The sequence below is a fragment of the Ensifer sp. R1-3 genome (assembly GCF_056739175.1).
This window is the reverse complement of sequence record NZ_CP096515.1, coordinates 1,230,826-1,253,000: the sequence shown is the minus strand read 5'-3', so window position 1 is coordinate 1,253,000 and position 22,175 is coordinate 1,230,826. Positions and strand designations below refer to the sequence as shown.

The 22,175-nt window shown below is 62.0% G+C and carries 20 protein-coding genes and 1 pseudogene; 16 read left to right on the top strand and 5 right to left on the bottom strand.

The window, feature by feature from the left end; all coding sequences use genetic code 11:
* Positions 1–2: 2 nt before the first annotated feature.
* Positions 3–728: a glycerophosphodiester phosphodiesterase gene (locus M1D43_RS06000; RefSeq protein ID WP_003534999.1), complete on the bottom strand. Its 726-nt coding sequence runs from the start codon at positions 726–728 to the stop codon at positions 3–5.
* A gap of 13 nt (positions 729–741) precedes the next feature.
* Positions 742–1,206: a RidA family protein gene (locus M1D43_RS05995; protein WP_127710803.1), complete on the bottom strand. Its 465-nt coding sequence runs from the start codon at positions 1,204–1,206 to the stop codon at positions 742–744.
* Between the two features lie 141 nt (positions 1,207–1,347).
* On the opposite strand from M1D43_RS05995, the gene M1D43_RS05990 reads away from it, so the two are divergent.
* The 14 genes from M1D43_RS05990 to lpxB all read left to right on the top strand — a co-directional run bounded on the left by M1D43_RS05990 (position 1,348) and on the right by lpxB (position 15,964).
* Positions 1,348–2,166, top strand: coding sequence for a cell envelope integrity EipB family protein (locus tag M1D43_RS05990; protein WP_153312970.1), 819 nt, complete (start codon positions 1,348–1,350; stop codon positions 2,164–2,166).
* A gap of 185 nt (positions 2,167–2,351) precedes the next feature.
* Positions 2,352–3,119, top strand: a complete 768-nt coding sequence (gene rpsB, locus M1D43_RS05985; RefSeq protein ID WP_153312969.1) for a 30S ribosomal protein S2 — start codon at positions 2,352–2,354, stop codon at positions 3,117–3,119.
* A 252-nt stretch (positions 3,120–3,371) separates the two neighbouring features.
* Positions 3,372–4,295 (top strand): translation elongation factor Ts, encoded by a 924-nt coding sequence (gene tsf, locus M1D43_RS05980; protein WP_003534991.1) that lies wholly within the window; start codon positions 3,372–3,374, stop codon positions 4,293–4,295.
* Between the two features lie 183 nt (positions 4,296–4,478).
* Positions 4,479–5,201 carry a UMP kinase gene (gene pyrH / locus M1D43_RS05975; RefSeq protein WP_003534989.1) on the top strand — a complete coding sequence of 241 codons (723 nt, stop codon included), beginning with the start codon at positions 4,479–4,481 and terminating at the stop codon, positions 5,199–5,201.
* Positions 5,202–5,252: 51 nt separating this feature from the next.
* Positions 5,253–5,813, top strand: coding sequence for a ribosome recycling factor (frr, locus tag M1D43_RS05970; protein ID WP_003534987.1), 561 nt, complete (start codon positions 5,253–5,255; stop codon positions 5,811–5,813).
* A gap of 36 nt (positions 5,814–5,849) precedes the next feature.
* On the top strand, positions 5,850–6,593 hold the full coding sequence (locus M1D43_RS05965; RefSeq protein WP_153312968.1) for an isoprenyl transferase: 744 nt from the start codon (positions 5,850–5,852) through the stop codon (positions 6,591–6,593).
* Positions 6,593–7,426 carry a phosphatidate cytidylyltransferase gene (locus M1D43_RS05960; protein WP_153312967.1) on the top strand — a complete coding sequence of 278 codons (834 nt, stop codon included), beginning with the start codon at positions 6,593–6,595 and terminating at the stop codon, positions 7,424–7,426. The genes M1D43_RS05965 and M1D43_RS05960 overlap by 1 nt, the downstream gene beginning before the upstream one ends.
* Positions 7,427–7,826: 400 nt before the next feature.
* Complete coding sequence (gene rseP / locus M1D43_RS05955; RefSeq protein ID WP_003534980.1) at positions 7,827–8,951, top strand: RIP metalloprotease RseP; 1,125 nt, start codon at positions 7,827–7,829, stop codon at positions 8,949–8,951.
* Between the two features lie 248 nt (positions 8,952–9,199).
* The gene (gene bamA / locus M1D43_RS05950) at positions 9,200–11,530 is read left to right on the top strand and encodes an outer membrane protein assembly factor BamA (protein WP_153313791.1); all 2,331 of its coding nucleotides are present in this window, start codon (positions 9,200–9,202) and stop codon (positions 11,528–11,530) included.
* A gap of 44 nt (positions 11,531–11,574) precedes the next feature.
* Positions 11,575–12,639 carry a UDP-3-O-(3-hydroxymyristoyl)glucosamine N-acyltransferase gene (gene lpxD, locus M1D43_RS05945; RefSeq protein ID WP_498814147.1) on the top strand — a complete coding sequence of 355 codons (1,065 nt, stop codon included), beginning with the start codon at positions 11,575–11,577 and terminating at the stop codon, positions 12,637–12,639.
* The gene (fabZ, locus tag M1D43_RS05940; protein ID WP_010969260.1) at positions 12,632–13,096 is read left to right on the top strand and encodes a 3-hydroxyacyl-ACP dehydratase FabZ; all 465 of its coding nucleotides are present in this window, start codon (positions 12,632–12,634) and stop codon (positions 13,094–13,096) included. Before lpxD ends, fabZ begins: the two co-directional genes overlap by 8 nt.
* Positions 13,093–13,911 carry an acyl-ACP--UDP-N-acetylglucosamine O-acyltransferase gene (lpxA, locus tag M1D43_RS05935; protein ID WP_162098024.1) on the top strand — a complete coding sequence of 273 codons (819 nt, stop codon included), beginning with the start codon at positions 13,093–13,095 and terminating at the stop codon, positions 13,909–13,911. The genes fabZ and lpxA overlap by 4 nt, the downstream gene beginning before the upstream one ends.
* Complete coding sequence (locus M1D43_RS05930) at positions 13,911–14,798, top strand: LpxI family protein (protein ID WP_027990051.1); 888 nt, start codon at positions 13,911–13,913, stop codon at positions 14,796–14,798. Before lpxA ends, M1D43_RS05930 begins: the two co-directional genes overlap by 1 nt.
* Entirely contained in the window at positions 14,795–15,964 is a 1,170-nt protein-coding gene (gene lpxB / locus M1D43_RS05925; protein ID WP_003537362.1) for a lipid-A-disaccharide synthase, read from the top strand. Before M1D43_RS05930 ends, lpxB begins: the two co-directional genes overlap by 4 nt.
* A 199-nt stretch (positions 15,965–16,163) precedes the next feature.
* Here lpxB and M1D43_RS05920 read toward each other — a convergent pair whose 3' ends face one another.
* From M1D43_RS05920 to gltA, 3 genes and pseudogenes are all read right to left on the bottom strand, one after another.
* Positions 16,164–16,448: a GIY-YIG nuclease family protein gene (locus M1D43_RS05920; RefSeq protein WP_010969264.1), complete on the bottom strand. Its 285-nt coding sequence runs from the start codon at positions 16,446–16,448 to the stop codon at positions 16,164–16,166.
* A gap of 213 nt (positions 16,449–16,661) precedes the next feature.
* Positions 16,662–16,745, bottom strand: a pseudogene (locus M1D43_RS05915) (GIY-YIG nuclease family protein); the annotation flags it as partial.
* Between the two features lie 231 nt (positions 16,746–16,976).
* The gene (gene gltA, locus M1D43_RS05910) at positions 16,977–18,266 is read right to left on the bottom strand and encodes a citrate synthase (protein WP_003537363.1); all 1,290 of its coding nucleotides are present in this window, start codon (positions 18,264–18,266) and stop codon (positions 16,977–16,979) included.
* 305 nt (positions 18,267–18,571) lie between these two features.
* Between gltA and M1D43_RS05905 the strand changes: the two genes are divergently transcribed.
* Both M1D43_RS05905 and exbB read left to right on the top strand, forming a co-directional pair.
* Positions 18,572–20,977 (top strand): ComEC/Rec2 family competence protein, encoded by a 2,406-nt coding sequence (locus M1D43_RS05905; RefSeq protein WP_153314651.1) that lies wholly within the window; start codon positions 18,572–18,574, stop codon positions 20,975–20,977.
* A gap of 220 nt (positions 20,978–21,197) precedes the next feature.
* Positions 21,198–22,169, top strand: coding sequence for a tonB-system energizer ExbB (exbB, locus tag M1D43_RS05900; protein WP_153314649.1), 972 nt, complete (start codon positions 21,198–21,200; stop codon positions 22,167–22,169).
* Positions 22,170–22,175 lie beyond the last annotated feature (6 nt).

Below are 22,175 nucleotides of genomic sequence, written 5' to 3'. Positions count from 1 at the left end.
GCCTACGAAATCATGATCTCCCGCGGATCGAAACCCTCGAAGGTCATTTGGTCGGCATTGGCGAATGTGTGCTCCTGAGCCTGTCTGTCCCGCACCGTCCAGGTGATGAGCGTGCGGCCGAGCGCGCGCTCCTTTTCCGTGAAAGGATTTGGAAGGTGGCCGTAATGGTACGAAATGAAGTCGAGCCCGAGATGCATCGCCTCCTCGTGCACGAAGAAGGTCTCCGGATTGGAGCCTTCGGCAGTCAGGCCGAGGGGGTAGGGCGCGTCCAGCTCCTTCAGGTCCCTGAGCAGCCAATGGTCGAAGCTCATCAGCGCAACGTGGCCGTCATAACCTTCCAGCGTCTCGAGCACGGCCGCGGCAAAGCCCTCGTCGTCGCCCTTCCGCCCCTTGAGTTCAATGATGAGCGGGACCCGGCCGGCGACGAGGCGCAGCATCTGCTTGAGCGTCGGCACCTTGTCCCTGGTGCCGCCGATGGACAACAGCCCGAGCTCGGCGGACGTTTTCGCCCGCACGTCGCCTCTGATCCCGCAGAGACGCTGCAGGTCGTGGTCGTGGAAAACGACCGGAACGCTGTCGGCCGCAAATTGAAGATCGCATTCGATCGCGAAACCGGCTTCGGCCGCGCGGGCGAAGGCCGAGAGCGTGTTCTCCCAGACTTCGCGATTCATGTCATGGAAGCCGCGATGGGCGATCGGCTGGGCCTTGAGCCAGGAAAGATCCTTCATTGGACGTCCCTGATCACGCGATTTCGATCACGGCGTCGATCTCGACAGCCGCGTTGAAGGGAAGGGAAGCCATGCCGACAGCCGCACGAGCGTGCTTGCCGGCCTCGCCCAGCGCATTGGCAAGCAGGTTGGAGGCACCGTTGATCACCAGGTGCTGTTCGACGAAGTCCGGCGTGGAAGCGACGAAGCCGTTGATCTTGACGAGGCGGCGGATACGGCCGAGATCGCCAAGAGCCGCCTTGGCCTGTGCCAGGATGTTGATCGCGCAGAGTTCGGCGGCTCTTTGCGCGCCGGCGACATCGACATCCTTGCCGACATGGCCGGTGACGGCGACCTTGCCGTTTTCCATCGGCAGCTGTCCGGAAATGTAGAGCATCGACCCGGAGACGACGTAAGGCACGTAGTTCGCGACAGGCGCAACTGCCTGCGGAAGGACGATGCCGAGTTCGGTGAGGCGGGTTTCGATCTCTGCGGACATGGAAAGGCTCCGTTGTTGTCTTTTGTGCTAAAATCCGGCATGCAAAGCAGATCGTGACAGGCGTGGACCAGAACCGATCTGCCTTGTTTCTGCCGAAAGCTTGTTTATCGCATTGGCGGCGAGTCCAACAGGAGGAAACGGATGTTTCGTAAAGGCTTCGGTCTGGTCACTCTGGGAAGCGTCTGTGTCGTGGTCATGACGGCGGGCGCTGCACAGGCGAGTGCCCTCGTTCCCCATCGCGCCGTCTACGATCTGGAGCTGAAGGACGCCTCCGAGCGGTCCGGCATCTCCGGCATGTATGGCCGCATGGTCTATGAGTTCAACGGCTCCTCCTGCGAAGGCTATACCGTCAGCTTCCGCTTCGTCACCCAGGTCGATACGGGCGAGGAGGTTCGCCTCACCGATCAGCAGACCACCACCTATGAGGACATGAAGAACGGCAATTTTCGTTTCCTCACCCGCTCCTTCACCGACGAGAAGCTGGACAAGGAGGTGCGCGGAAGCGCGCATGACGATAAATCGGGCGTCAAGGTCGAGCTGACCGCTCCGGACAAGCGCCAGGTGGCGCTTGCGGCCAGCCGGTTTCCGACCGAGCACATGCTCGAAGTGATCGAACGTGCGAAAAAAGGAGAGAGCTTTTTCGAGGCGCGTATCTTCGATGGTTCCGATTCGGGCGACAAGACGCTGATCACCTCGACCTTCGTGGGCAAGCCGCGCAAGCCCGCTCCTGACGACGCGGATGTCGGCAAGGCCGGAAAGCTTGCTGGCGAGAACTATTGGCCGGTGACGATCACCTATTTCAACGACGAAGCGAACGGCGACGCGCTGCCCGTCTATCGCATGGCGTTCAAGCTCTACGAGAACGGCGTGACGCGGGATCTCACCATGGACTACGGAGACTTCGTCCTGAGCGGAAAACTCGCCAAGCTCGAGGTCTTCAACACCGAAGAGTGCAAGTAAGCGCCGGCAAACGACTCCAAAACGACATCAAGGCTTGATTTCTCGGGCGGTTGCCGCTAAGGGGCTGGCCATTCCACACGTAAGGCATGGGATTTTCCGGGAGAAATCCGGATCGTTCCGCCGGTGGGCGCATTGCGGTGCGCTCGACGCCTTGCGGAGGTTCAACCGGAAAAGGAGACAAAGGCATGGCATTGCCTGATTTCACTATGCGCCAGCTTCTCGAGGCGGGCGTGCACTTCGGCCACCAGACACACCGCTGGAACCCGAAGATGAAGCCGTACATCTTCGGCGACCGTAACAACGTTCACATCATCGATCTCGCCCAGACCGTTCCGATGCTGTCGCGCGCCCTTCAGGTCGTCAGCGACACCGTCGCCAGCGGCGGCCGCGTGCTTTTCGTCGGCACCAAGCGCCAGGCTTCCGAGATCATCGCGGACGCAGCGAAGCGTTCCGCCCAGTACTACGTCAATGCCCGCTGGCTCGGCGGCATGATGACGAACTGGAAGACGATCTCCAACTCGATCCAGCGCCTGCGCAAGCTCGATGAGATCTTGACTTCGGAAGCTTCCGGCTTCACGAAGAAGGAGCGCCTGAACCTCGAGCGCGAGCGCGAGAAGCTCAACCGCGCACTCGGCGGCATCCGCGATATGGGCGGTACCCCGGATCTGATGTTCATCATCGACACCAACAAGGAATCGATCGCCATCGACGAAGCCAAGCGTCTTGGCATTCCGGTGGTTGCCGTCATCGACTCCAATTGCGATCCGGACCAGATCGATTACGCGATCCCGGGCAACGACGACGCATCGCGCGCTATCGCCCTTTACTGCGATCTCATCGCCCGCGCCGCCATTGACGGTATTGCCCGTCAGCAGGGCGCCTCTGGCCGCGATCTCGGCGCATCCGAAGAGGTTCCGGTCGAGCCGGCTCTCGAGGAAGCGTCCGAAGCCTGATCGGCCCGACCGGCAGACGAAGCGCTGCCGTACGCATGAAATATCGGGACGAGGCCGTTTGTGATGTAGAATCTGAACGGCCTTGTTCTTTATCAGCCGGAAATGGCCCGGCCGATCGCGCGCGGTGGGCCCGCGAACATCGCTAAAGTGGCTTCATCACGATGTCACACAGAAAGGCCATTTCCTGCCAAACCCTTCTGGCACTGCGCCAATCCCGGTCGGCGCGCCAGCAAACAGACAAGAGGCACAAAGATGACTGTTACCGCCGCAATGGTGAAGGAGCTGCGCGAAAAGACCGGCGCAGGCATGATGGACTGCAAGAAGGCGCTTGCCGAGACCAATGGCGACATGGAAGCCGCCATCGACTGGCTGCGCGCCAAGGGCATCGCCAAGGCTGACAAGAAGTCCGGCCGCACTGCTGCCGAAGGCCTCATCGGCATTGCCAGCTCCGGCACCAAGGCCGTCGTCGTCGAAATCAATTCGGAAACCGACTTCGTTGCCCGCAACGATGCCTTCCAGGAGCTCGTCCGCGGCGTCGCCAACGTCGCGCTTGGCACCGACGGCAGCGTTGCAGCCGTTTCCAAGGCGACCTATCCGGCGACAGGCAAGTCCGTTGAAGACACGATTAAGGACGCCATTGCCACGATCGGCGAGAACATGACGCTGCGCCGCTCGGCACTGCTCGAGGTCGAGGACGGCGTCGTCGCGACCTATGTACACAATGCCGCAGGCGAAGGTATCGGCAAGCTCGGCGTGCTCGTCGCGTTGAAGTCGACCGGCGACAAGGAAGCTCTGAACGCGATCGGCCGGCAGGTTGCCATGCACGTCGCCGCGACCAACCCGCTCGCCGTCCGTTCGAGCGAAATCGACCCGGCGGTCGCCGAGCGCGAGCGCAACGTTTTCATCGAGCAGTCGCGCGCTTCCGGCAAGCCGGACAACATCATCGAGAAGATGGTCGATGGCCGCATGCGCAAGTTCTTCGAGGAAGTCGCCCTTCTGTCGCAGGCTTTCGTCATGAACCCTGACCAGACGGTGGAAGCCGCGATCAAGGAAGCGGAAAAGTCCGTCGGCGCGCCGATCGAAGTCGCCGGCATTGCTCGTCTCCTGCTCGGCGAAGGCGTCGAAAAGGAAGAGAGCGACTTCGCGGCTGAAGTGGCAGCCGCCGCGAAGGGTTGATTTCTTCACCCCGAATGGGAAAACGTGGGGGCATCGCGTGACAACGCGGTGCCCTTCGTGTATCCGGCTCCAGTCGATGCGTAGGACCCGCCGGAGCGGTTGATACCACGCAGCGGATTTTGCCTTTACGCCGGTGTGCGCCAGATGCCTGCACACGCGCGCCGATCTATTTCAGGAGTGACAATGTCGGCCAAGCCAATCTACAAGCGCGTTCTTCTCAAGGCCTCCGGTGAAGCGCTTATGGGAAGCCAAGGGTTCGGCATCGATGTTGCCGTAGCCGACCGAATTGCCTCCGATATCGCGGAAGCGAGAGCGATGGGTGTCGAAGTCGGCGTCGTCGTCGGCGGCGGCAACATCTTCCGCGGTGTCGCTGTCGCGTCCAAGGGCGGCGACCGCGTAACCGGCGACCACATGGGAATGCTGGCGACGGTCATCAACGCGCTTGCGCTGGCGACGTCGCTGCGCAAGCTCGATATCGACACCGTCGTCCTGTCGGCCATCGCCATGCCGGAAATCTGCGAGAGTTTCTCGCAGCGCGCGACGCTCTATCATCTTTCGCTCGGCCGTGTCGTGATCTTCGCCGGCGGCACGGGCAATCCGTTCTTCACGACGGATTCGGCTGCGGCGCTTCGTGCGGCGGAGATGGGCGCCGAGGCGATCTTCAAGGGAACACAGGTCGACGGGATCTATTCCGCGGATCCGAAGAAGGACCCCTCGGCCACCCGTTTCGACCGCCTGACCCATAGCGAGATTCTCGAAAAGGGCCTCGCGGTCATGGATGTTGCCGCCGTGGCGCTTGCGCGGGAGAATGCCATTCCGATCGTCGTCTTCTCCATCCACGAGAAGGGCGGCTTCACGGAGATATTGACGGGTGGCGGCCGTGCCACCATCGTGACCGATAATTGACAAGCTGCTGGGGCCCGCAAGGGCCGCTGATAGGAACGGGAGTCTTGAACCATGAGTGAAGGTGTGGATCTGAAGGAACTCAAGCGTCGGATGGACGGGGCGATCGCTGCTTTCAAGCACGACATCGCGTCGCTGCGGACCGGTCGCGCTTCGGCGAACGTACTCGATCCGGTGACCGTCGAAGCCTACGGTTCGCGCATGCCGCTGAACCAGGTGGCAAACATCACGGTCCCGGAGTCGCGGATGCTTTCGGTTTCGGTGTGGGACAAGTCCATGGTCGGTGCCGTGGAGCGGGCGATCCGGGAGTCCAATCTGGGGCTCAACCCGATCGTCGACGGGCAGAACCTGCGCATTCCGCTGCCGGAACTGAACGAGGAGCGCCGCAAATCGCTGGTCAAGGTCGCGCACGACTATGCCGAAAAAAGCAAGGTTGCCGTCCGCCACGTTCGCCGTGACGGTATGGACGACCTGAAAAAAGCCGAAAAGGACGGCGAGATCGGCCAGGACGAGAGCCGTGCTCAGTCCGAGCGGGTCCAAAAAATGACCGATGACGTAATTTCCGAAATCGACCGCTTGCTCGCGGAGAAGGAAAAGGAAATCATGCAGGTCTGACCTGCGGATAGGTGAGTCTCTTTGTTCGGACAACCCATGCAAGAATTCAATCCCGCAAACGTACCGGCTCACGTCGCCATCATCATGGACGGCAACGGTCGTTGGGCGAATGCGCGTGGACTGCCCCGTACCATGGGCCACCGCAAGGGCGTCGAGGCGGTCCGCGGGGCGGTAAGGACGGCGGCGGAGATCGGCATCCGTTACCTGACGCTGTTCGCATTCTCGTCGGAGAACTGGAACCGGCCGGAAAACGAGGTCAGCGACCTCATGGGCCTGCTCAAGGCTTTCATCCGACGGGATCTCGCCGATCTCCACCGTGAGAACGTCCGCATCCGGGTGATCGGCGACCGTTCGAACCTGAGCGGCGATATCCTGCCTCTGCTCATCGAAGCGGAGGAGACGACGATCGCAAACACCGGCATCACGGTGGTCATCGCGTTCAATTACGGCGCCAGAGACGAGCTGGCGAGAGCCATGCGCCGCCTGGCGGGGGACGTGGCTGCCGGTCGTCTGCGGCCGGAAGAGATTACCGCGGAACGGATATCCTCGACGATCGATACGGCGGGCATTCCCGATCCCGATCTCATCATCCGGACGAGCGGCGAGGAGCGTCTCTCCAACTTTCTCCTTTGGCAGGGGGCCTACTCCGAATTGCTGTTCATTTCGGACCTCTGGCCGGATTTCACGCGCGAGACATTCTTCGCGGCGATCGAACAATATGCCTGCCGCGAGCGCCGATTCGGCGGACTGACCCAACCGACTCTGGCGGTCGGCTCCTGATGCAGGCCGAACTCAAACTTCGTATCGCCTCCGGGTTGGTTCTGGCTGCGGTGGTTCTTGCTGCAACCTGGATCGGCGGCTTCGCCTTCCAGCTTCTCTCCGTCGCGATCGGCCTGCTCGTCTATTACGAGTGGTCCACCATCACCAAGCTCCCCGAGCGGGACTTTCAGGGCAATGCCCTCGGCTGGCTGGCGCAGGTGGTGATCGCCGGTCTCGTCCTCCTCGATTATCTGCATATCAGCCTGCCGGGACTTGCCCTCTGTGTGCTCGCGGTAGCGCTTTGGGTACTGATGAAGGGAACCAGCTGGTGGCTGCCGGGCGGGATCGTCTATGCGGGCCTGACGAGCATTTCCCTCGCGGCGATCCGCGGAGCGGACTATCTCGGGCTGATGGCGATGCTGTTCGTGTTCGCCGTCGTATGGGCAACGGATATTTTCGCCTACTTCACGGGGCGGGCGATCGGCGGGCCGAAGCTGGCGCCGGCAATCTCGCCGGGCAAGACCTGGTCGGGCGCGATCGGCGGGGCGACTTTCGGCGTTCTTGCGGGTGTCGCCGTTTTCATGGCTCACTTTTCGCTCGAGGACCTGCGCATCCCCGTCATCGCGCTGGTCCTGTCCGTCGCAAGCCAGATAGGCGATCTGTTCGAGTCCTTCGTCAAGCGCCGCTTCGGCGTCAAGGATTCGAGCAGACTGGTCCCGGGCCACGGCGGCGTCATGGACCGGGTGGACGGGCTGATATTCGCCTGCATTGCCGCACTGGCTCTGGTGCTTGGGCAGTTCCTGCTGGCGGGCGGCCGGGAAGTCGCCTTCGGCGCGATTCTGCTGGGTCTTTGAAGACTGCCGGTGTAGGACCTGTGGACACTTATGGATAGGGGTTTGATTTTGCACAAATCGGTCAATGCCAAGGATTTTTCCGCAGCAAAGGGTTGCCCCCTTTGCAAGGGAAAAGCCGCCGGCAGTGGGCGATTTGTGCAAAACCCTTCGGGCAGCCCATATTGCGGTGCCTTGTCGCGAAAAATCCGGCTTGCAGGCGGACGGCCTGCGGCGCCGGATTTTCCACGAAAGTCCCTCGCAATATGGGCCGTCAAATCCCTATCCATAAGTGTCCACAGGTCCTAGACCTTATATCGGGCTCGAAGCGGGACTATCATGCGGCGGTGCGAACCATGGCGGCACGGCCCCGACCTTGCAATTTGAACTGGCGGACGTGGCAGCGGACGCGTTAGGAATGACTATGAGCCTACTGCTTGACAATCTCCAGTACACGATCCCCACCTTCCTGTTCCTCCTGACGTTGCTGGTCTTCGTTCACGAGATGGGACACTACCTGGTGGGGCGCTGGTCGGGCATCCGCATCCTGGCCTTTTCCGTCGGCTTCGGACCCGAGCTCTTCGGCTGGACCGATCGCCACGGCACCCGCTGGAAATTCTGCGCGGTCCCGCTTGGCGGCTACGTGAAGTTCTTCGGCGACGAGGATGCGGCGAGCACGCCCGACTACCGGCGGCTGGAGACGATCGCGCCGGAAGAACGGGGCCGTACATTCCTGGGCGCAAAGCTATGGAAACGCGCGGCGACGGTCGCGGCCGGTCCCATCGCGAATTTTCTTCTGGCGATTGCGATCTTCGCAGTCCTGTTTTCCATTTACGGCCGTGCCGTCGCCGATCCCGTCGTCGCTTTCGTGGCGCCGGACAGTGCCGCGGAAAAGGCGGGTGTTCTGCCGGGAGACCGGCTGCTTTCGATCGACGGAAAGCCGATCGCCACCTTCGACGACGTGCGCCGCTATGTTAGCGTCCGTCCCGAGCTGCCGATCACCGTTCGGATCGAGCGCGAGGGCGCTGCGATCGACCTGCCGATGGTGCCCCAACGTACCGAATCCGTCGACCCGCTCGGCAACAAGATGGAAGAGGGCAAGATCGGCATCGGAACGAACCAGGAGGCCGGCAATTTCCGGGTCGAGACCTACGGACCTCTCGAAGCGGTGGGGCAAGGGGCACTGCAGAGCTGGCGGATCGTAACGGGCACGCTCGACTATCTTTCGAATCTCTTTGTCGGCCGGATGAGCGCCGATCAGGTCGGCGGGCCGATCCGTATCGCCCAGATGTCCGGTCAGATGGCGAAACTCGGCATTGCCGAGGTGCTGAATTTCGCGGCCGTGCTTTCGGTTTCCATTGGATTGCTCAACCTAATGCCCGTGCCGGTGCTTGATGGCGGCCATCTGATGTTCTATGCGGTCGAAGCGTTGCGCGGCAGGCCCGTCGGTCCTGCCGCACAGGATCTCGCATTCCGCATAGGCTTTGCCATGGTGCTCATGCTGACGGTTTTTGCGGCCTGGAACGATATCAACTGGCTCTTCGGATAGGGGCGGAGTCTTGGGCGGGAGCGGACATCGTTAAGGATTCGGGGAGCGAGTGAGTTTCGCCGGCTGCTCGATAACGGTTTGTTTACGATAATAAGAGGCCGTAGTGGCTGTTAAGCCACGGTTGGAATTGAAGTAAACAGAAATTAACGAGCTGACTTGCTTGTATGGGAAAAGCGGTTAAAACGGCAACCGTGACCGGAGTCGGCACGAAACTGCCGCGGGACGTTGGGAAAAGGTAAGATTTTGACATGAAAGCTGGTTCAAGGTTTTTGAACGCGGTGTCGGCGTTTGCTCTGTCAGCAAGCATGGTCGCCACGGGTACCGGGGTAGGACTTGTTGCTGGTACCTCAGTCGCGCAAGCCGCGGTCATCAATCGGGTTGAAGTGCGTGGGGCAACGCGCGTCAGCGCGGAAACCGTTCGCGCCAATATCACGATCGTTCCCGGCAAGAGCTTCAGCAATGCCGATATCGACGCATCCGTGAAGCGGCTCTATGCCACCGGCTATTTCTCCGATGTCAGCATCACGGTTTCCGGCGGATCGCTTGTCGTTTCCGTCAGCGAGAATCAGCTCGTCAACCAGGTGGTCTTCAACGGCAACCGCAAGATCAAGGATGACAAGCTCCAGGGTGTCGTTCGCACCCAACCGCTCGGTCCCTATAGCGAGGCGACCGTCGAAACCGACATTCAGGCCATCAGGGACGCCTATGCCGCCATCGGCCGCAGCGACGTGACCGTGACGACCCAGGTCGTTCCGATTGCCGAAGGCCGTGTCAACCTGGCCTTCGTCATCAATGAAGGCGAGCGCACGAAGATCACGCAGATCAACTTCGTAGGCAACGAGGCCTATAGCGACGGCCGTCTGCAGTCGGTGATTGCGACCAAGGAATCGGGCATCTTCTCGTTCCTCACGCGCAAGGACGTCTACAATCCGGATAAGTTGCGGGCCGACGAGGAATTGCTGCGGCAGTTTTATTACAACCGCGGCTATGCCGATTTTCAGGTGGTCTCGTCCGAAGCGGCGCTCAATGAGGCGACCAACGAATACACGGTGACGATCACCATCGAGGAAGGTCCTCGATACGACTTCGGTCCGGTCAATATCGAGTCGACGGTCGAAGGCATCGACGCCGAGGAACTGAGGGGTCTCGTTCAGAGCCGCGAAGGCACGGTGTACAAGGCCAAGGACATTCAGAGCACTATGAGCGAGATTTCGAAGCGCGTCGCGTCGGAGGGTTATCCCTTTGCGCGCGTCACGCCGCGCGGCAACCGCGATCTCGCCAACCACACGATCGCCGTCGACTATCTCGTGGACCAGGGCGAGCGCGCCTATGTCGAGCGCATCGAGATTCGCGGTAACACCCGGACGCGTGACTACGTTATCCGTCGCGAGTTCGATGTCGGCGAAGGCGATGCCTTCAACCAGGAAATGGTTGCTCGCGCCAAGCGCCGCCTGGAGGCGCTCGGCTATTTCTCGTCGGTCAACATCTCGACGCAGCCGGGCAGCGCGGCTGACCGTGTAGTCATCGTCGTCGACGTACAGGATCAGTCGACCGGTTCGTTCGGCATCGGCGCCGGCTATTCCGCCGGCGACGGCGGCGGCTTCCTCGTCGAAGCTTCGATCGAAGAAAAGAACTTCCTGGGCCGCGGCCAGTATATTCGTCTTGCCGCCGGCAAGGGCGAGGACAGCCAGACCTACAATGTTTCGTTCACTGAGCCCTATTTCCTCGGCTATCGTCTCGCTGCGGGCTTCGACCTCTTCAAGAACGAAAACGACTTCGACGACGACAACTACAGCTACAACGATCAGGGCTTCAGCCTGCGCGTGACCGCGCCGATCACCGAAAACCTGTCGACCACGCTACGCTACAACTACACGGAGCTAGAATATTTCGGCGACCGGGACGAACTCTCGTCCCCCTATGACCGTGTAATCGACGGCAGCCCCTGGACGCGCTCGTCCATCTCGCAGTCCATCACCTACAACACGCTGGATGATGCTCAACTGCCGCATGAGGGCATCCTCGCTTCGGTGACGCAGGAGTTTGCCGGCCTTGGCGGCACGTCGGACTTCTACAAGCTGACGGGTAAAGCCAAGTGGTACTACACGCTGCATGACGAGGCCGACATCATCGGTTCGCTTTCCGGTAGCGCCGGTCATCTGTTCGAGACGTCCGGTTCGCTGGAAGTCTTCGACCAGTTCCAGCTGAACAGCAACGACATCCGTGGCTTCGAGCGCAACGGTCTCGGCCCGCGCATGAACAACGGCGACGCACTGGGCGGTACGACCTATTTCACGGCGTCTGCGGAAGCGACGTTCCCGCTGCCGGGTCTTCCGCGTGACAGCGGTTTCCGCGGCGCGCTCTTCGTCGACGCGGGCACGCTCTACGGCAACGACGTCGAGATCGGTCCTGGTGAATCGGTACGCGGGGACGATGCCTCGCTGCGCGCCTCGGTCGGCGTCAGCTTGATCTGGGCTTCGCCTTTCGGTCCGCTGCGTGTGGACTACGCCGTGCCGGTTGCGAAGGAAGACTTCGACGAGGTCCAGAACTTCAAGTTCGGTATCAACTCGTCGTTCTGATAAAGAGCAGTCCAGAACTGCCAGAGAATCGTTCTGGAGTGTCCATGGAACAGAATTGGTTTTTTCCGCCCCATCAGGGGATTCGTCTGGGCGACCTCGCGAATCAGATTGGGGCGGAGTTGCTGGATACAAGCGCCGCCGACCGCACCGTGCGTGCGGTCGCGCCTGTTTATCGCGCCAAGCCGGGCGACATCTGCTACATGCTGTCGCGCAAGAATCGCGAAGAGTTGCAGACCTGTCGCGCCGCCGCGATCATCTGCGACAAAGCAATTTCGTCGATCGTCCCCGACACTATTCCCGTGCTGCTGACATCGAAGCCGCACACTGCCTTCGCGCTTGCCGGCACCCTGCTTCACGAAAGGGCCATGCGGCCCTCGTATAATACGAGCGAGAGGGGCGTAGCGCCGGGAGCCTTCGTCGATCCGACGGCGCGCCTGGAGGCGGGCGTCGAGGTCGAGCCGATGGCTGTGATTGGAGCCGGCGCCGAGATTGGAAGCGGAACGCGCATCGCAGCGGGAGCAATGATCGGACAGGGCGTGCGGATCGGCCGGGATTGCACCATTTCCGCCGGTGCAAGCATCCTTTGTGCGTTGATCGGCAACAACGTCATCATTCATCCGGGCGCACGCATCGGCCAGGACGGATTCGGCTACGCACCGGGCCCGAAGGGCGGAATGATCAAGATCGTCCAGGTCGGGCGGGTGATCATCCAGGATCACGTCGAGATCGGTGCGAACACGACGATCGACCGCGGCACAATGGATGACACCGTGATCGGCGAGGGGACGAAAATCGACAATCTCGTGCAGATCGGCCATAACGTCGGCATCGGCCGCTACTGCGGCATCGTCAGCCAGGTCGGTATCGCCGGCAGCACGCAGATCGGCGACGGCGTCATGATCGGCGGAGGCGTCGGGGTCAACGGGCATATCACCATTGGAGACGGAGCGCAGATCGCCGCGATGAGCGGCGTGGCGAGCGATGTGCCGGCCGGCGAGCGCTATGGCGGGATTCCGGCGCGACCGATGCGGGATTTCCTGCGCGATGTCGCCGAAATGGCCCTCAGGTCGAGCGAGAGGCAGAAGAAGAAGGGTGGCAAGGATGAATGAGGCTGCAACGGTCCTCGGCACGGCGGACATACAGGAAATCCTGAGGCTTCTTCCCCATCGTTACCCCTTCCTGCTGGTGGACCGCATCATCGAGATCGATGACGACAATTCGGCCATCGGAATCAAGAACGTGACGGCCAACGAGCCGCATTTCACCGGGCATTTTCCCGAGAAGCCGATCATGCCGGGCGTTCTTCTGATCGAAGGCATGGCGCAGACGGCCGGCGCGATCTGTGCGCGCAAGACGGGAATCGGAAGCAATCTCGTCTATTTCATGACGATCGACAATGCCCGGTTCCGCAAACCCGTCGTGCCGGGCGACCGGGTGGAGTTCCATGTCGTGAAGCAGAAGCAGCGCGGCAATATCTGGAAATTTCACTGCGATGCAAAAGTTGACGGGCAACTCGTCGCGGAAGCTGATATCGGCGCGATGATTGTCAGCAAGGAAGACGCCTGAGAATGATAGCATCAAGTGCGAAGATCCACCCGTCCTCGGCCATCGAGAACGGTGCGGTAATCGGCGAAAACGTGAAGATCGGCCCGTTCTGCCACATCGGGCCGAATGTCGTTCTTGCGGATGACGTCGAAATTCTGAGTCACGTCGCGGTCATCGGCCATACGAGCGTCGGCAAGGGCACGAAGATCTTTCCGGGTGCCGTCATCGGCGGCGATTCGCAGAGCGTGCACCACAGCGCCTTGAATACGAAACTGGTGATTGGCGAAAACTGTACCATCCGCGAAGGCGTGACCATGAATACGGGTACGGTGGAGCATGGCGGCGCAACCATTATCGGCAACAACAACCTGTTCCTGGCCTATTCGCACGTGGCGCATGACTGCCGCCTCGGCAACAACATCATCCTTTCCAACAATGTCATGCTTGCGGGGCACGTGACCGTCGAGGATCGAGCCATACTCGGGGGCGGCTCCGCGGTTCACCAGTTTACCCGCATCGGGCGTCAGGCCTTCATCGGGGGCCTGTCGGCGGTGAGCTATGACGTCATTCCCTATGGAATGCTCAACGGCAACCCCGGCGTGTTGAGCGGACTCAACGTGGTCGGGATGACCCGTGCGGGGATCGATCGTCCCGCGATTCATCGCGTTCGGCGGTGCTATAAGCAGATATTCGAAGGAGACGGCTCGATCCGCGCGAACGCAGCCGCTATCCGCAACGAATATCTCGATTGCGCGCCGGCAATCGAGATCCTGGATTTCATCGCCGCGGAGAGCGACCGCGCGCTGTCGTCGCCGAATCGCGGCGCCAAGGGCTGATGGCGGTGGCGATTCATCGCCTGCCGCAGTCAAAAGGCAGGCTTGCCATCATCGCCGGCGCCGGAACGCTTCCCCATCACGTGGCCGAGGCCGCACGCCTTCAGGGTGAAGACCCGTTCATCATCGCGCTTTCGCGTGAGGCCGATACCGATTGGACCGGCTTCGACCATGCCGTTTGCGCAATCGGAGACTTTGCCGCGATCAGCCGCACTTTCGAGACCGAGGGAATCGACCGGGTCGTCCTTTCCGGTGCGGTGCAGCGACGGCCGGAGTGGCGCGATATCCGTCCTACGCTGAAGACGCTGGCCAAGGTGCCGCGGGTTTTCCGCACCTTGATATCCGGCGGGGACGACGCCGTGCTGCGCATGGTGATCGAATTGATCGAGGCAAGTGGCGCCCATGTGATCGGCGCGCACGAGGTCGTTCCGGGGCTTCTTGCCGATACCGGTCCGCTCGGCGCCCATGCCCCGACGGACGAAGACCGGCGGGACATCGAAGCCGGCATCGCCGCAGCCAACGCGCTGGGGGCGCTGGATGTGGGCCAGGGCGCCGTTGCAGTCGGCGGCAGGGTGGTGGCGCTGGAGGGGGCGGAAGGGACGGACGCCATGTTGGCGAGAGTGGCCGACCTCAGGAAAGACGGGCGGATTTCAATCCGTCGTCGCGGCGTTCTCGTCAAGCTCTGCAAGCCGCAACAGGACGAACGGGCGGACCTGCCCTCGATCGGTCCGTCGACGGTCGCAGGAGCGCATGCAGCCGGCCTCGCGGGCATTGCCGTCGAGGCGGGACGCGCGCTGGTTCTCGAGCGCGCGCGTCTCGTGCAGGAGGCCGACAGGAGCGGGCTGTTCATTCTCGGTATCGAGCGCGACGGCCGCAGGGACCGGAGATGACGGGCAGGGCCTACAGGCTGGCGGTTATCGCCGGAGAAGTTTCCGGAGACCTGCTCGGGGCCGACCTGGTACGGGCGCTGCGTGACCGTCTGGGCGGTCCGCTCGAACTCGTGGGCGTTGGTGGCGAGGGGCTGGAAGCCGAAGGGCTCCGGTCGCTTTTCGACTATTCCGAACTGTCGATCATGGGTTTCTCGCAGGTTCTGGCGAACCTGCCGAAGCTTCTGTTGCGGATTGGGCAGACCGCCCGCGCGATCGCCGCTGCGCGTCCGGATGCTTTGTTGATCATCGACAGCCCGGACTTCACCCACCGCGTGGCGCAACGCGTCCGCGCCGCATTGCCGGACTTGCCCGTGATCGACTACGTCTGCCCGAGCGTCTGGGCGTGGAAGCCGGAGCGGGCGCCGCGCATGCGTGCTTATGTGGATCACGTGCTCGCGGTTCTGCCCTTCGAGCAGGAAGCGATGGCGAAGCTCGGCGGTCCGCCGACGACCTATGTCGGGCATCGGCTCGCATCGGACGGCAATGTCCTCGCTGTCCGGGAGCGCCAGCGGCTTAGACAGCAGATGCAGGATCGGCGCGAGCCGAAGGCCTGTCTCCTGCTGCCCGGATCGCGCGGGAGCGAGGTCAGCCGCCTGCTTCCGATCTTCCGCGAAGCAGCCGAAGAACTCGCGGAGCGGCACGAAGGCATTCGTTTCCTCTTGCCGACCGTGCCGCGCCAGGAAGAGCGTGTGAGGGCGTTGACGGCATCCTGGAGGATCCAGCCCGAGATAAGCGTAACGGCGGACGGGAAATGGGAGGCTTTTGCCCAAGCCGACGCGGCCATTGCCGCCTCGGGTACGGTGATCCTCGAACTGGCGCTCGCTGGAGTTCCGGTCGTGTCCACCTACTCTGCCGACTGGATCGTCAGCCTCCTGCATTCCCGCATTCGGATATGGACCGCGGCGCTTCCGAACCTCATCGCGGATTTTCCGGTCGTGCCCGAATATTTCAACAAGTCGATCCGGCCGGCCGTTCTGACGCGCTGGTTCGAACGGCTTTCGAGCGATACGGCGCAACGTCGTGCGATGCTCGACGGCTTCGCCCTCGTTCAACAGCGAATGGAAACGGATCGGCCGCCCGGCGAAAAGGCGGCGGATATCGTCCTCGCTTGCCTTCGGGCCGGATGAGGAGAGGCGAGTGCTTCCTCGGGTCAAGCCCGAGGATGACCGGGGAGGAGTCGAGGGGACTGGGAAGGGACGTTGCTGTGACCCTTAACCTCAGCCTTCGCAAAGCCGATCTGCCTGTTCGTGCAAGAACCTCGCCCTAGTTTTTACGAACCCTACCGCATGTCATCCTCGGGCTTGACCCGAGGATCCATATGCGAGCTCACCAAAGCTGGAAATACAAGTCGCGCCAGTCGGGGTTCATTTTCTCGATGAGCTCGATCTTCCATTCGCGATACCAGCGCTTCAGCGATTTCTCGCGCTGAATGGCCGTACCGATCTGCAGGTGCTCCTCATACCACACCAGTCGATTGCACCCGTATTTCGACGCAAAGCCCGGCGTCGAGCCTTCTCGGTGTTCGAAGATGCGGCGCTCGAGATCGGACGTAACGCCGATATAGAGCGTTCCGCGCTTGTGGTTCGTGACGATATAGACATAGCCCGCCATATCCGGACGATGCTCGTGATTGGATCCTCGGGTCAAGCCCGAGGATGACGGGGGGAGTCGAGAGTGACTGGGATGGGACGTTACTAGCCCCTTAAAGACGGCCTCAGCCTTCGCAAGACCGATCAGCCGGTTCCGTGCAAGCACCTCGCCATAGTCTTTACAAACCCAACCACCTGTCATCCTCGGGCTTGACCCGAGAATCCATATGCAAGCTCACCAAAGCTGGAAATACAAGTCGCGCCAATCGGGGTTCATCTTCTCGATGAGCTCGATCTTCCATTCCCGATACCAACGACGCTCGTGATTGGATCCTCGGGTCAAGCCCGAGGATGACGGCGGAGGAGTCGAGGGTGACTGGAGAGGGACGTTACTATGCCCCTTAAAGACGGCCTCAGCCTTCGCAAGGCCGATCTGCGGTTCGTGCAAGAACCTCGCCGCAGTCATTACGCGCAAACCCACCAACCGTCATCCTCGGGCCTGACCCGAGGATGACGGTTGGTGGTGTAGGCTTTCGAGGTCGTCCCGCGTTTACCGCTTTGAGATCGGCACATAGTCGCGCAGCGGTGCGCCGACATAGAGCTGGCGCGGACGGCCGATGCGCTGTTCCGGATCTTCGATCATCTCGTTCCACTGGGCGATCCAGCCGACGGTGCGGGCAAGGGCGAAGAGCACCGTGAACATCGTGGTGGGGAAGCCCAGGGCCTTCAGGGTGATGCCGGAGTAGAAGTCGATGTTCGGGTAGAGCTTCTTCTCGATGAAGTACTCGTCCGTCAGGGCGATGCGTTCGAGCTCCATCGCGACTTCCAGGAGCGGGTCGTCCTTGTGGCCGAGTTCGGCGAGAACCTCATGCGTGGTCTTCTGCATGATCTTCGCGCGCGGATCGTAGTTCTTGTAGACCCGGTGGCCGAAGCCCATCAGACGGAACGGATCGTTCTTGTCCTTGGCCTTGGCGATATATTCCGGAATGCGGTCGACCGTGCCGATTTCGGCGAGCATGTTGAGCGCCGCCTCGTTGGCGCCGCCATGGGCGGGCCCCCAAAGGCAGGCGATACCGGCAGCGATACAGGCGAAGGGATTGGCACCCGACGAGCCGGCGAGGCGAACGGTCGAGGTCGATGCGTTCTGCTCATGGTCGGCGTGGAGGATGAAGATCCGGTCCATGGCGCGCGCCAGGACCGGATTGACGACATATTCCTCGCAAGGCACGGCGAAACACATGCGCAGGAAGTTCGAGGCGTAGTCGAGATCGTTCTTCGGGTAAACGAAGGGCTGGCCGATATGGTACTTGTAGGCCATCGCGGCGATCGTCGGCATCTTGGCGATCATGCGCAACGATGCGACCATCCGCTGATGCGGATCGGTGATGTCGGTCGAGTCGTGGTAGAAGGCGGAAAGGGCACCGACGCAGCCGCACATGACGGCCATCGGATGGGCATCGCGGCGGAAGCCGGTGAAAAACCGCGACATCTGCTCGTGGACCATGGTGTGATGCGTGACGCGATAATCGAAATCGGCCTTCTGAGCCTTTGTCGGCAGTTCGCCGTAGAGAAGCAGGTAGCAGACTTCGAGAAAATCGCCGTGCTCAGCAAGCTGCTCGATCGGAAATCCGCGGTGAAGCAGGACGCCCTCGTCGCCATCGATATAGGTGATCTTCGATTCACACGATGCCGTGGAGGTAAAGCCCGGATCGTAGGTGAACATCGTCGTCTGCTTGTAGAGCGAGCCGATGTCCACGACGTCCGGACCGATTGATCCCGATCGCACCGGCAGGTCCGCGGATTTTCCGCCGAATGTTACTGTCGCGCTTTTCTCTGACATGGGACCCTCCGTTTTTGTGACATCGTGGCATAGCTCTGTGCCGCGAATTTGAGCGTTGCGAATTTGCTATATGATTTATTTTCGACTGCCAAGCAGTACCAAAGGCAAACTTGTGCGATGCGAAAACGCATATGGCAACGCAACAAACGCATGTTACGGCAATTCGTTCGAAGAGATCAATGATCGCTAAGCTGATAATGCGGTACCATTCTATCTAGTCTGCCTCTTTTTTGAGCATCAGCCTTCGAGTTGCAAGATTGCATGGTTGGCTGCAGGATCGCGAAAACAGGCGCGGGCGGAGCGGAATGGGGGAGAGCGGGGCACAAGCGGTCGTGCGCGATGGGGAACGCAGCGCGTGGCCCGAGAGCGAGGCGACGCAGGTTCTCACTGGCGATTTGCCCGTCATCGGCTCCGGCCGCCGGGCGCCTGCCGGCCGGCATGCGACACACATTCGCCATCGGATACGCTCGGCGGCCACGGCGGTTTCCCTCCGGATAGGCGCTGCAGTTGCAGAAGAGCAGGAATACGGCCACGGCTTCGTCCTGATCCCGGTCGTGCTTGCGCTCGGCTCGCTTGCATGGCTCGCGCTGCCCGAAACCGTCGGAACTGCCAAACTTGCAGCGCTGCTTTGCGTTTTCGGCATATCTGCGGTGCTTTGCCGGGGAGACCTGCGAAACTGGCGGCCGCTGTTGATCGCGCCTGCTCTCTTTACGGCCGGCATGCTGCTCGCCGCGGCCGAAACAGCAAGGCGCGACACGGTCATTCTCGATACTCCCGTTACGACGACCGTTCGCGGAACCGTGCTGTCGCGGGATCCGGACGACAGGGGGCGCTGGCGCTATCTCGTTCGCATCCAGGAAACCTCCGGCCCGCGTCTTCGCAGGGCTCCGGAAAGGGCGACGCTCCTGGCGCGGAGCCGTCACGAGGCGTTTCCGGTCGGGGCGACGATCGAAGGCAAGGCGCGTTTGTCGCCGCCCTCCGGGCCGGCTCTGCCGGGTCTCAATGACTTCGCGTTCGGCGCCTACTTCAAAGGCGTAGGCGCGGTCGGGTATTTCTATGGCGCGCCGCGAGCGCCGGTGGATGCCGGCGCTGTCACGGATCGGTCCCAGGCCTCGCTGCCGGCGAAGGCGGCCGCATATCTGGCACTGGTCCGCGAGGCGATCGGCAACCGAATCCGGACAGCGATCGGCGGCGATACCGGTGCAATCGCTGCGGCGCTGGTGACCGGCGAGGAGCGCGCGATCAGCCGCGAGGCCGTCGAGATGCTGCGCGCCGCCGGCCTGTCGCACGTCCTGGCGATCTCGGGCCTTAACATGGTGCTGGCGGCGGGCACGTTTCTCATCGGCGCCCGGACCCTGCTGAGCTTCGTTCCCGGCTTGGCCGAAAGATATTCCGTCAAGAAGATCGCCGCCGTCGGCGCTCTTCTCATGGTCTTCTTCTATATCCTGATTTCCGGCGGCGCGGTCTCGGCGCTCAGATCCTGGATCATGATCTCGATCATGCTCGTCGCATTGTTCGTCGACCGCGTTTCGATCAGCCTGCGCAACGTGGCGCTTGCCGCACTCGTCATCCTCGCCTGGACGCCATCGGCGGCAGCCGGACCAGGGTTCCAAATGTCCTTTGCGGCGACGCTGGCCCTCGTTGCGGGCTATTCCCGCTGGCGCGACCACAGGAGAAAGGATCGCGAAACCCCGAGGAACCGGGGGGGCGCGGGGGTCGTGTCCGGCCTCGCCATCGGTACTGTCGCCACCTCCGTCATCGGCGGGTTGGCGACGGCGGTTTACGCGGCTGCCCATTTCAACCGGCTCCCCGGTTACGGGCTGGCCGCAAACGTTCTCACGACGCCTCTGATCAGCGTGCTCATCATGCCGTTCGCGCTGTTCGCGATGCTGCTTATGCCCTTCGGGCTCGAATATTACCCCCTCGTGGTCATGGGGCAGGGGCTGGACTGGATGCTGGCGGTCGCGAGATATGTCGCATCCCTCGACGGCGAGTGGACGACCGGTCGCATGGGCGACGTGCAGTTCTTCCTTATTGCCTTCGGCGGCATCCTGCTCTGCGTGCTGAGAACGCGGCTGGCGCTCGTCGGTGCGGGGCTGATCGCTCTGGGTGCATCCGCGATCGTGCTCGAGCCGCGGAAGGAGCGCCCATCGATCGCCATATCGGAGGATGCTCAACTGGTCGGTCTGGTCGCCGCGGATGCAATCGCGACCAATCGGAGCCGTCCGCCGGAGTTCATCTTCTCGCAATGGCAGCGCGCGCTTGCGATCGCAGCACATAAGGCACCGGTCGACCTTGCAGCGGAACCGGACACCGCCGCCGGGACATCAGCTTTCCTGACCTCGGCTCGAGCCGGCGTCTTCGCCTGCAGAAAGGGAACAGGGTGCGCCGGGCGCAGCCGAGAGGGATGGACAGTGGCTGTTATCGAAAAGGCCGAATCGCTCTCCTTCCTGTGCGGTCGCGTCGATCTGGTCGTCGTCGCCAGCCGCCGCCCGTCTGCAGGCTGCCCGCCCGGCGGATCGCTGGTCATAAGCACCGAGACGCTGCGCCGGACGGGGGCGGTCGAGATCCATGCCGAGCAGGAACAACCGGGCGCGCCGCCTCGCATACGCGTCGTCTCGTCGTTCTCCTCCACTGAGCGCCCCTGGCAGCGTCATCGCCGCTACGACTGGCGGACGGGCAGTTTTATTTCGCAAGGTTCACCGCCCTGACGGCCCGCGCATTCCTCATCGCCCCATCTGCCGCATATTCTTGATTATTGTACTCCACAATCTTGTCATCCCGCCATTGTTTGTCGTAAAGAGCGTTGCGAAGGCGCTTCACCGACAAGGGAGGCGCAAGCGGCCGCGGTTTGCATCCCGCGCCCACCTGATGGTTGAAATCGATTGCAGGCCCGTGACGCTCGGGCGAATGCGGGAAAAGAGGAACGAGATGTCTGATCGGATCCGGCCGAAATTGAACGTGTTGCTGGCGGCAACGCTGGCTGTTTTCCTTGCCGGCCCGGTCGCGAACGGCCTCGCGCAGACCGTACAACAGCCCTCGTCCGTCTCGGTCGATGCGCAGCCGCCGGCGACAGATGTTCCCGGCGCCGATGACCCGGGCGCGCAACCGGCGCCGCTCGAGGCAGCAGCGGGCGACGCGACGGAAGTCAACCCCGTGCTTCCGCATGATCTTTCGCCGGTCGGTATGTTCCTCGCTGCCGATATCGTCGTAAAGGCGGTGATGGTCGCTCTGGCGCTCGCCTCCGTCGCCACCTGGGCGATCTTCCTCGTGAAGACGCTGGAACTCATATATGCCAAATCGCGCCTCAAGCGCGCCGTGGCTGCGCTCGTTTCCGCGAATGGTCTCGCCGAGGTGCAGCCAAAGCTCGAGCGCCGCGCCGGCGTGGCTGGGGAGATGGTCGCCGCAGCGATCGACGAAATGACACGCTCGGAAGCCGTTCTGGACCTTGCGCCGGCAGCCGGTGTCAAGGAACGCGTCTCTTCTCTCCTCACGCGTATCGAGGTTCGCGCCGGCAAGAGGATGAGCGCCGGTACGGGAATCCTGGCGTCGATCGGGTCCGTCGGTCCATTCGTCGGCCTCTTCGGCACCGTCTGGGGAATCATGAATTCCTTCATCGGCATCAGCAAGGCGCAGACGACCAATCTCGCCATCGTCGCGCCGGGCATCGCCGAGGCGCTGCTGGCGACTGCGATCGGCCTCGTCGCGGCAATACCGGCGGTGGTGATCTATAACTATTTTGCCCGCTCCGTCGGGGGCTACAGACTCATCCTGGCAGATGCGGCGGCAGCCGTCGAAAGACTGGTAAGCCGCGATCTCGATCATCGCCACGCCCGCAGAGCGCCGCCGCGCCGCCAGGACGGCTTCGCCCACGCCCCCGACTCGATCGCCAGAATCGGATAAGCGAAA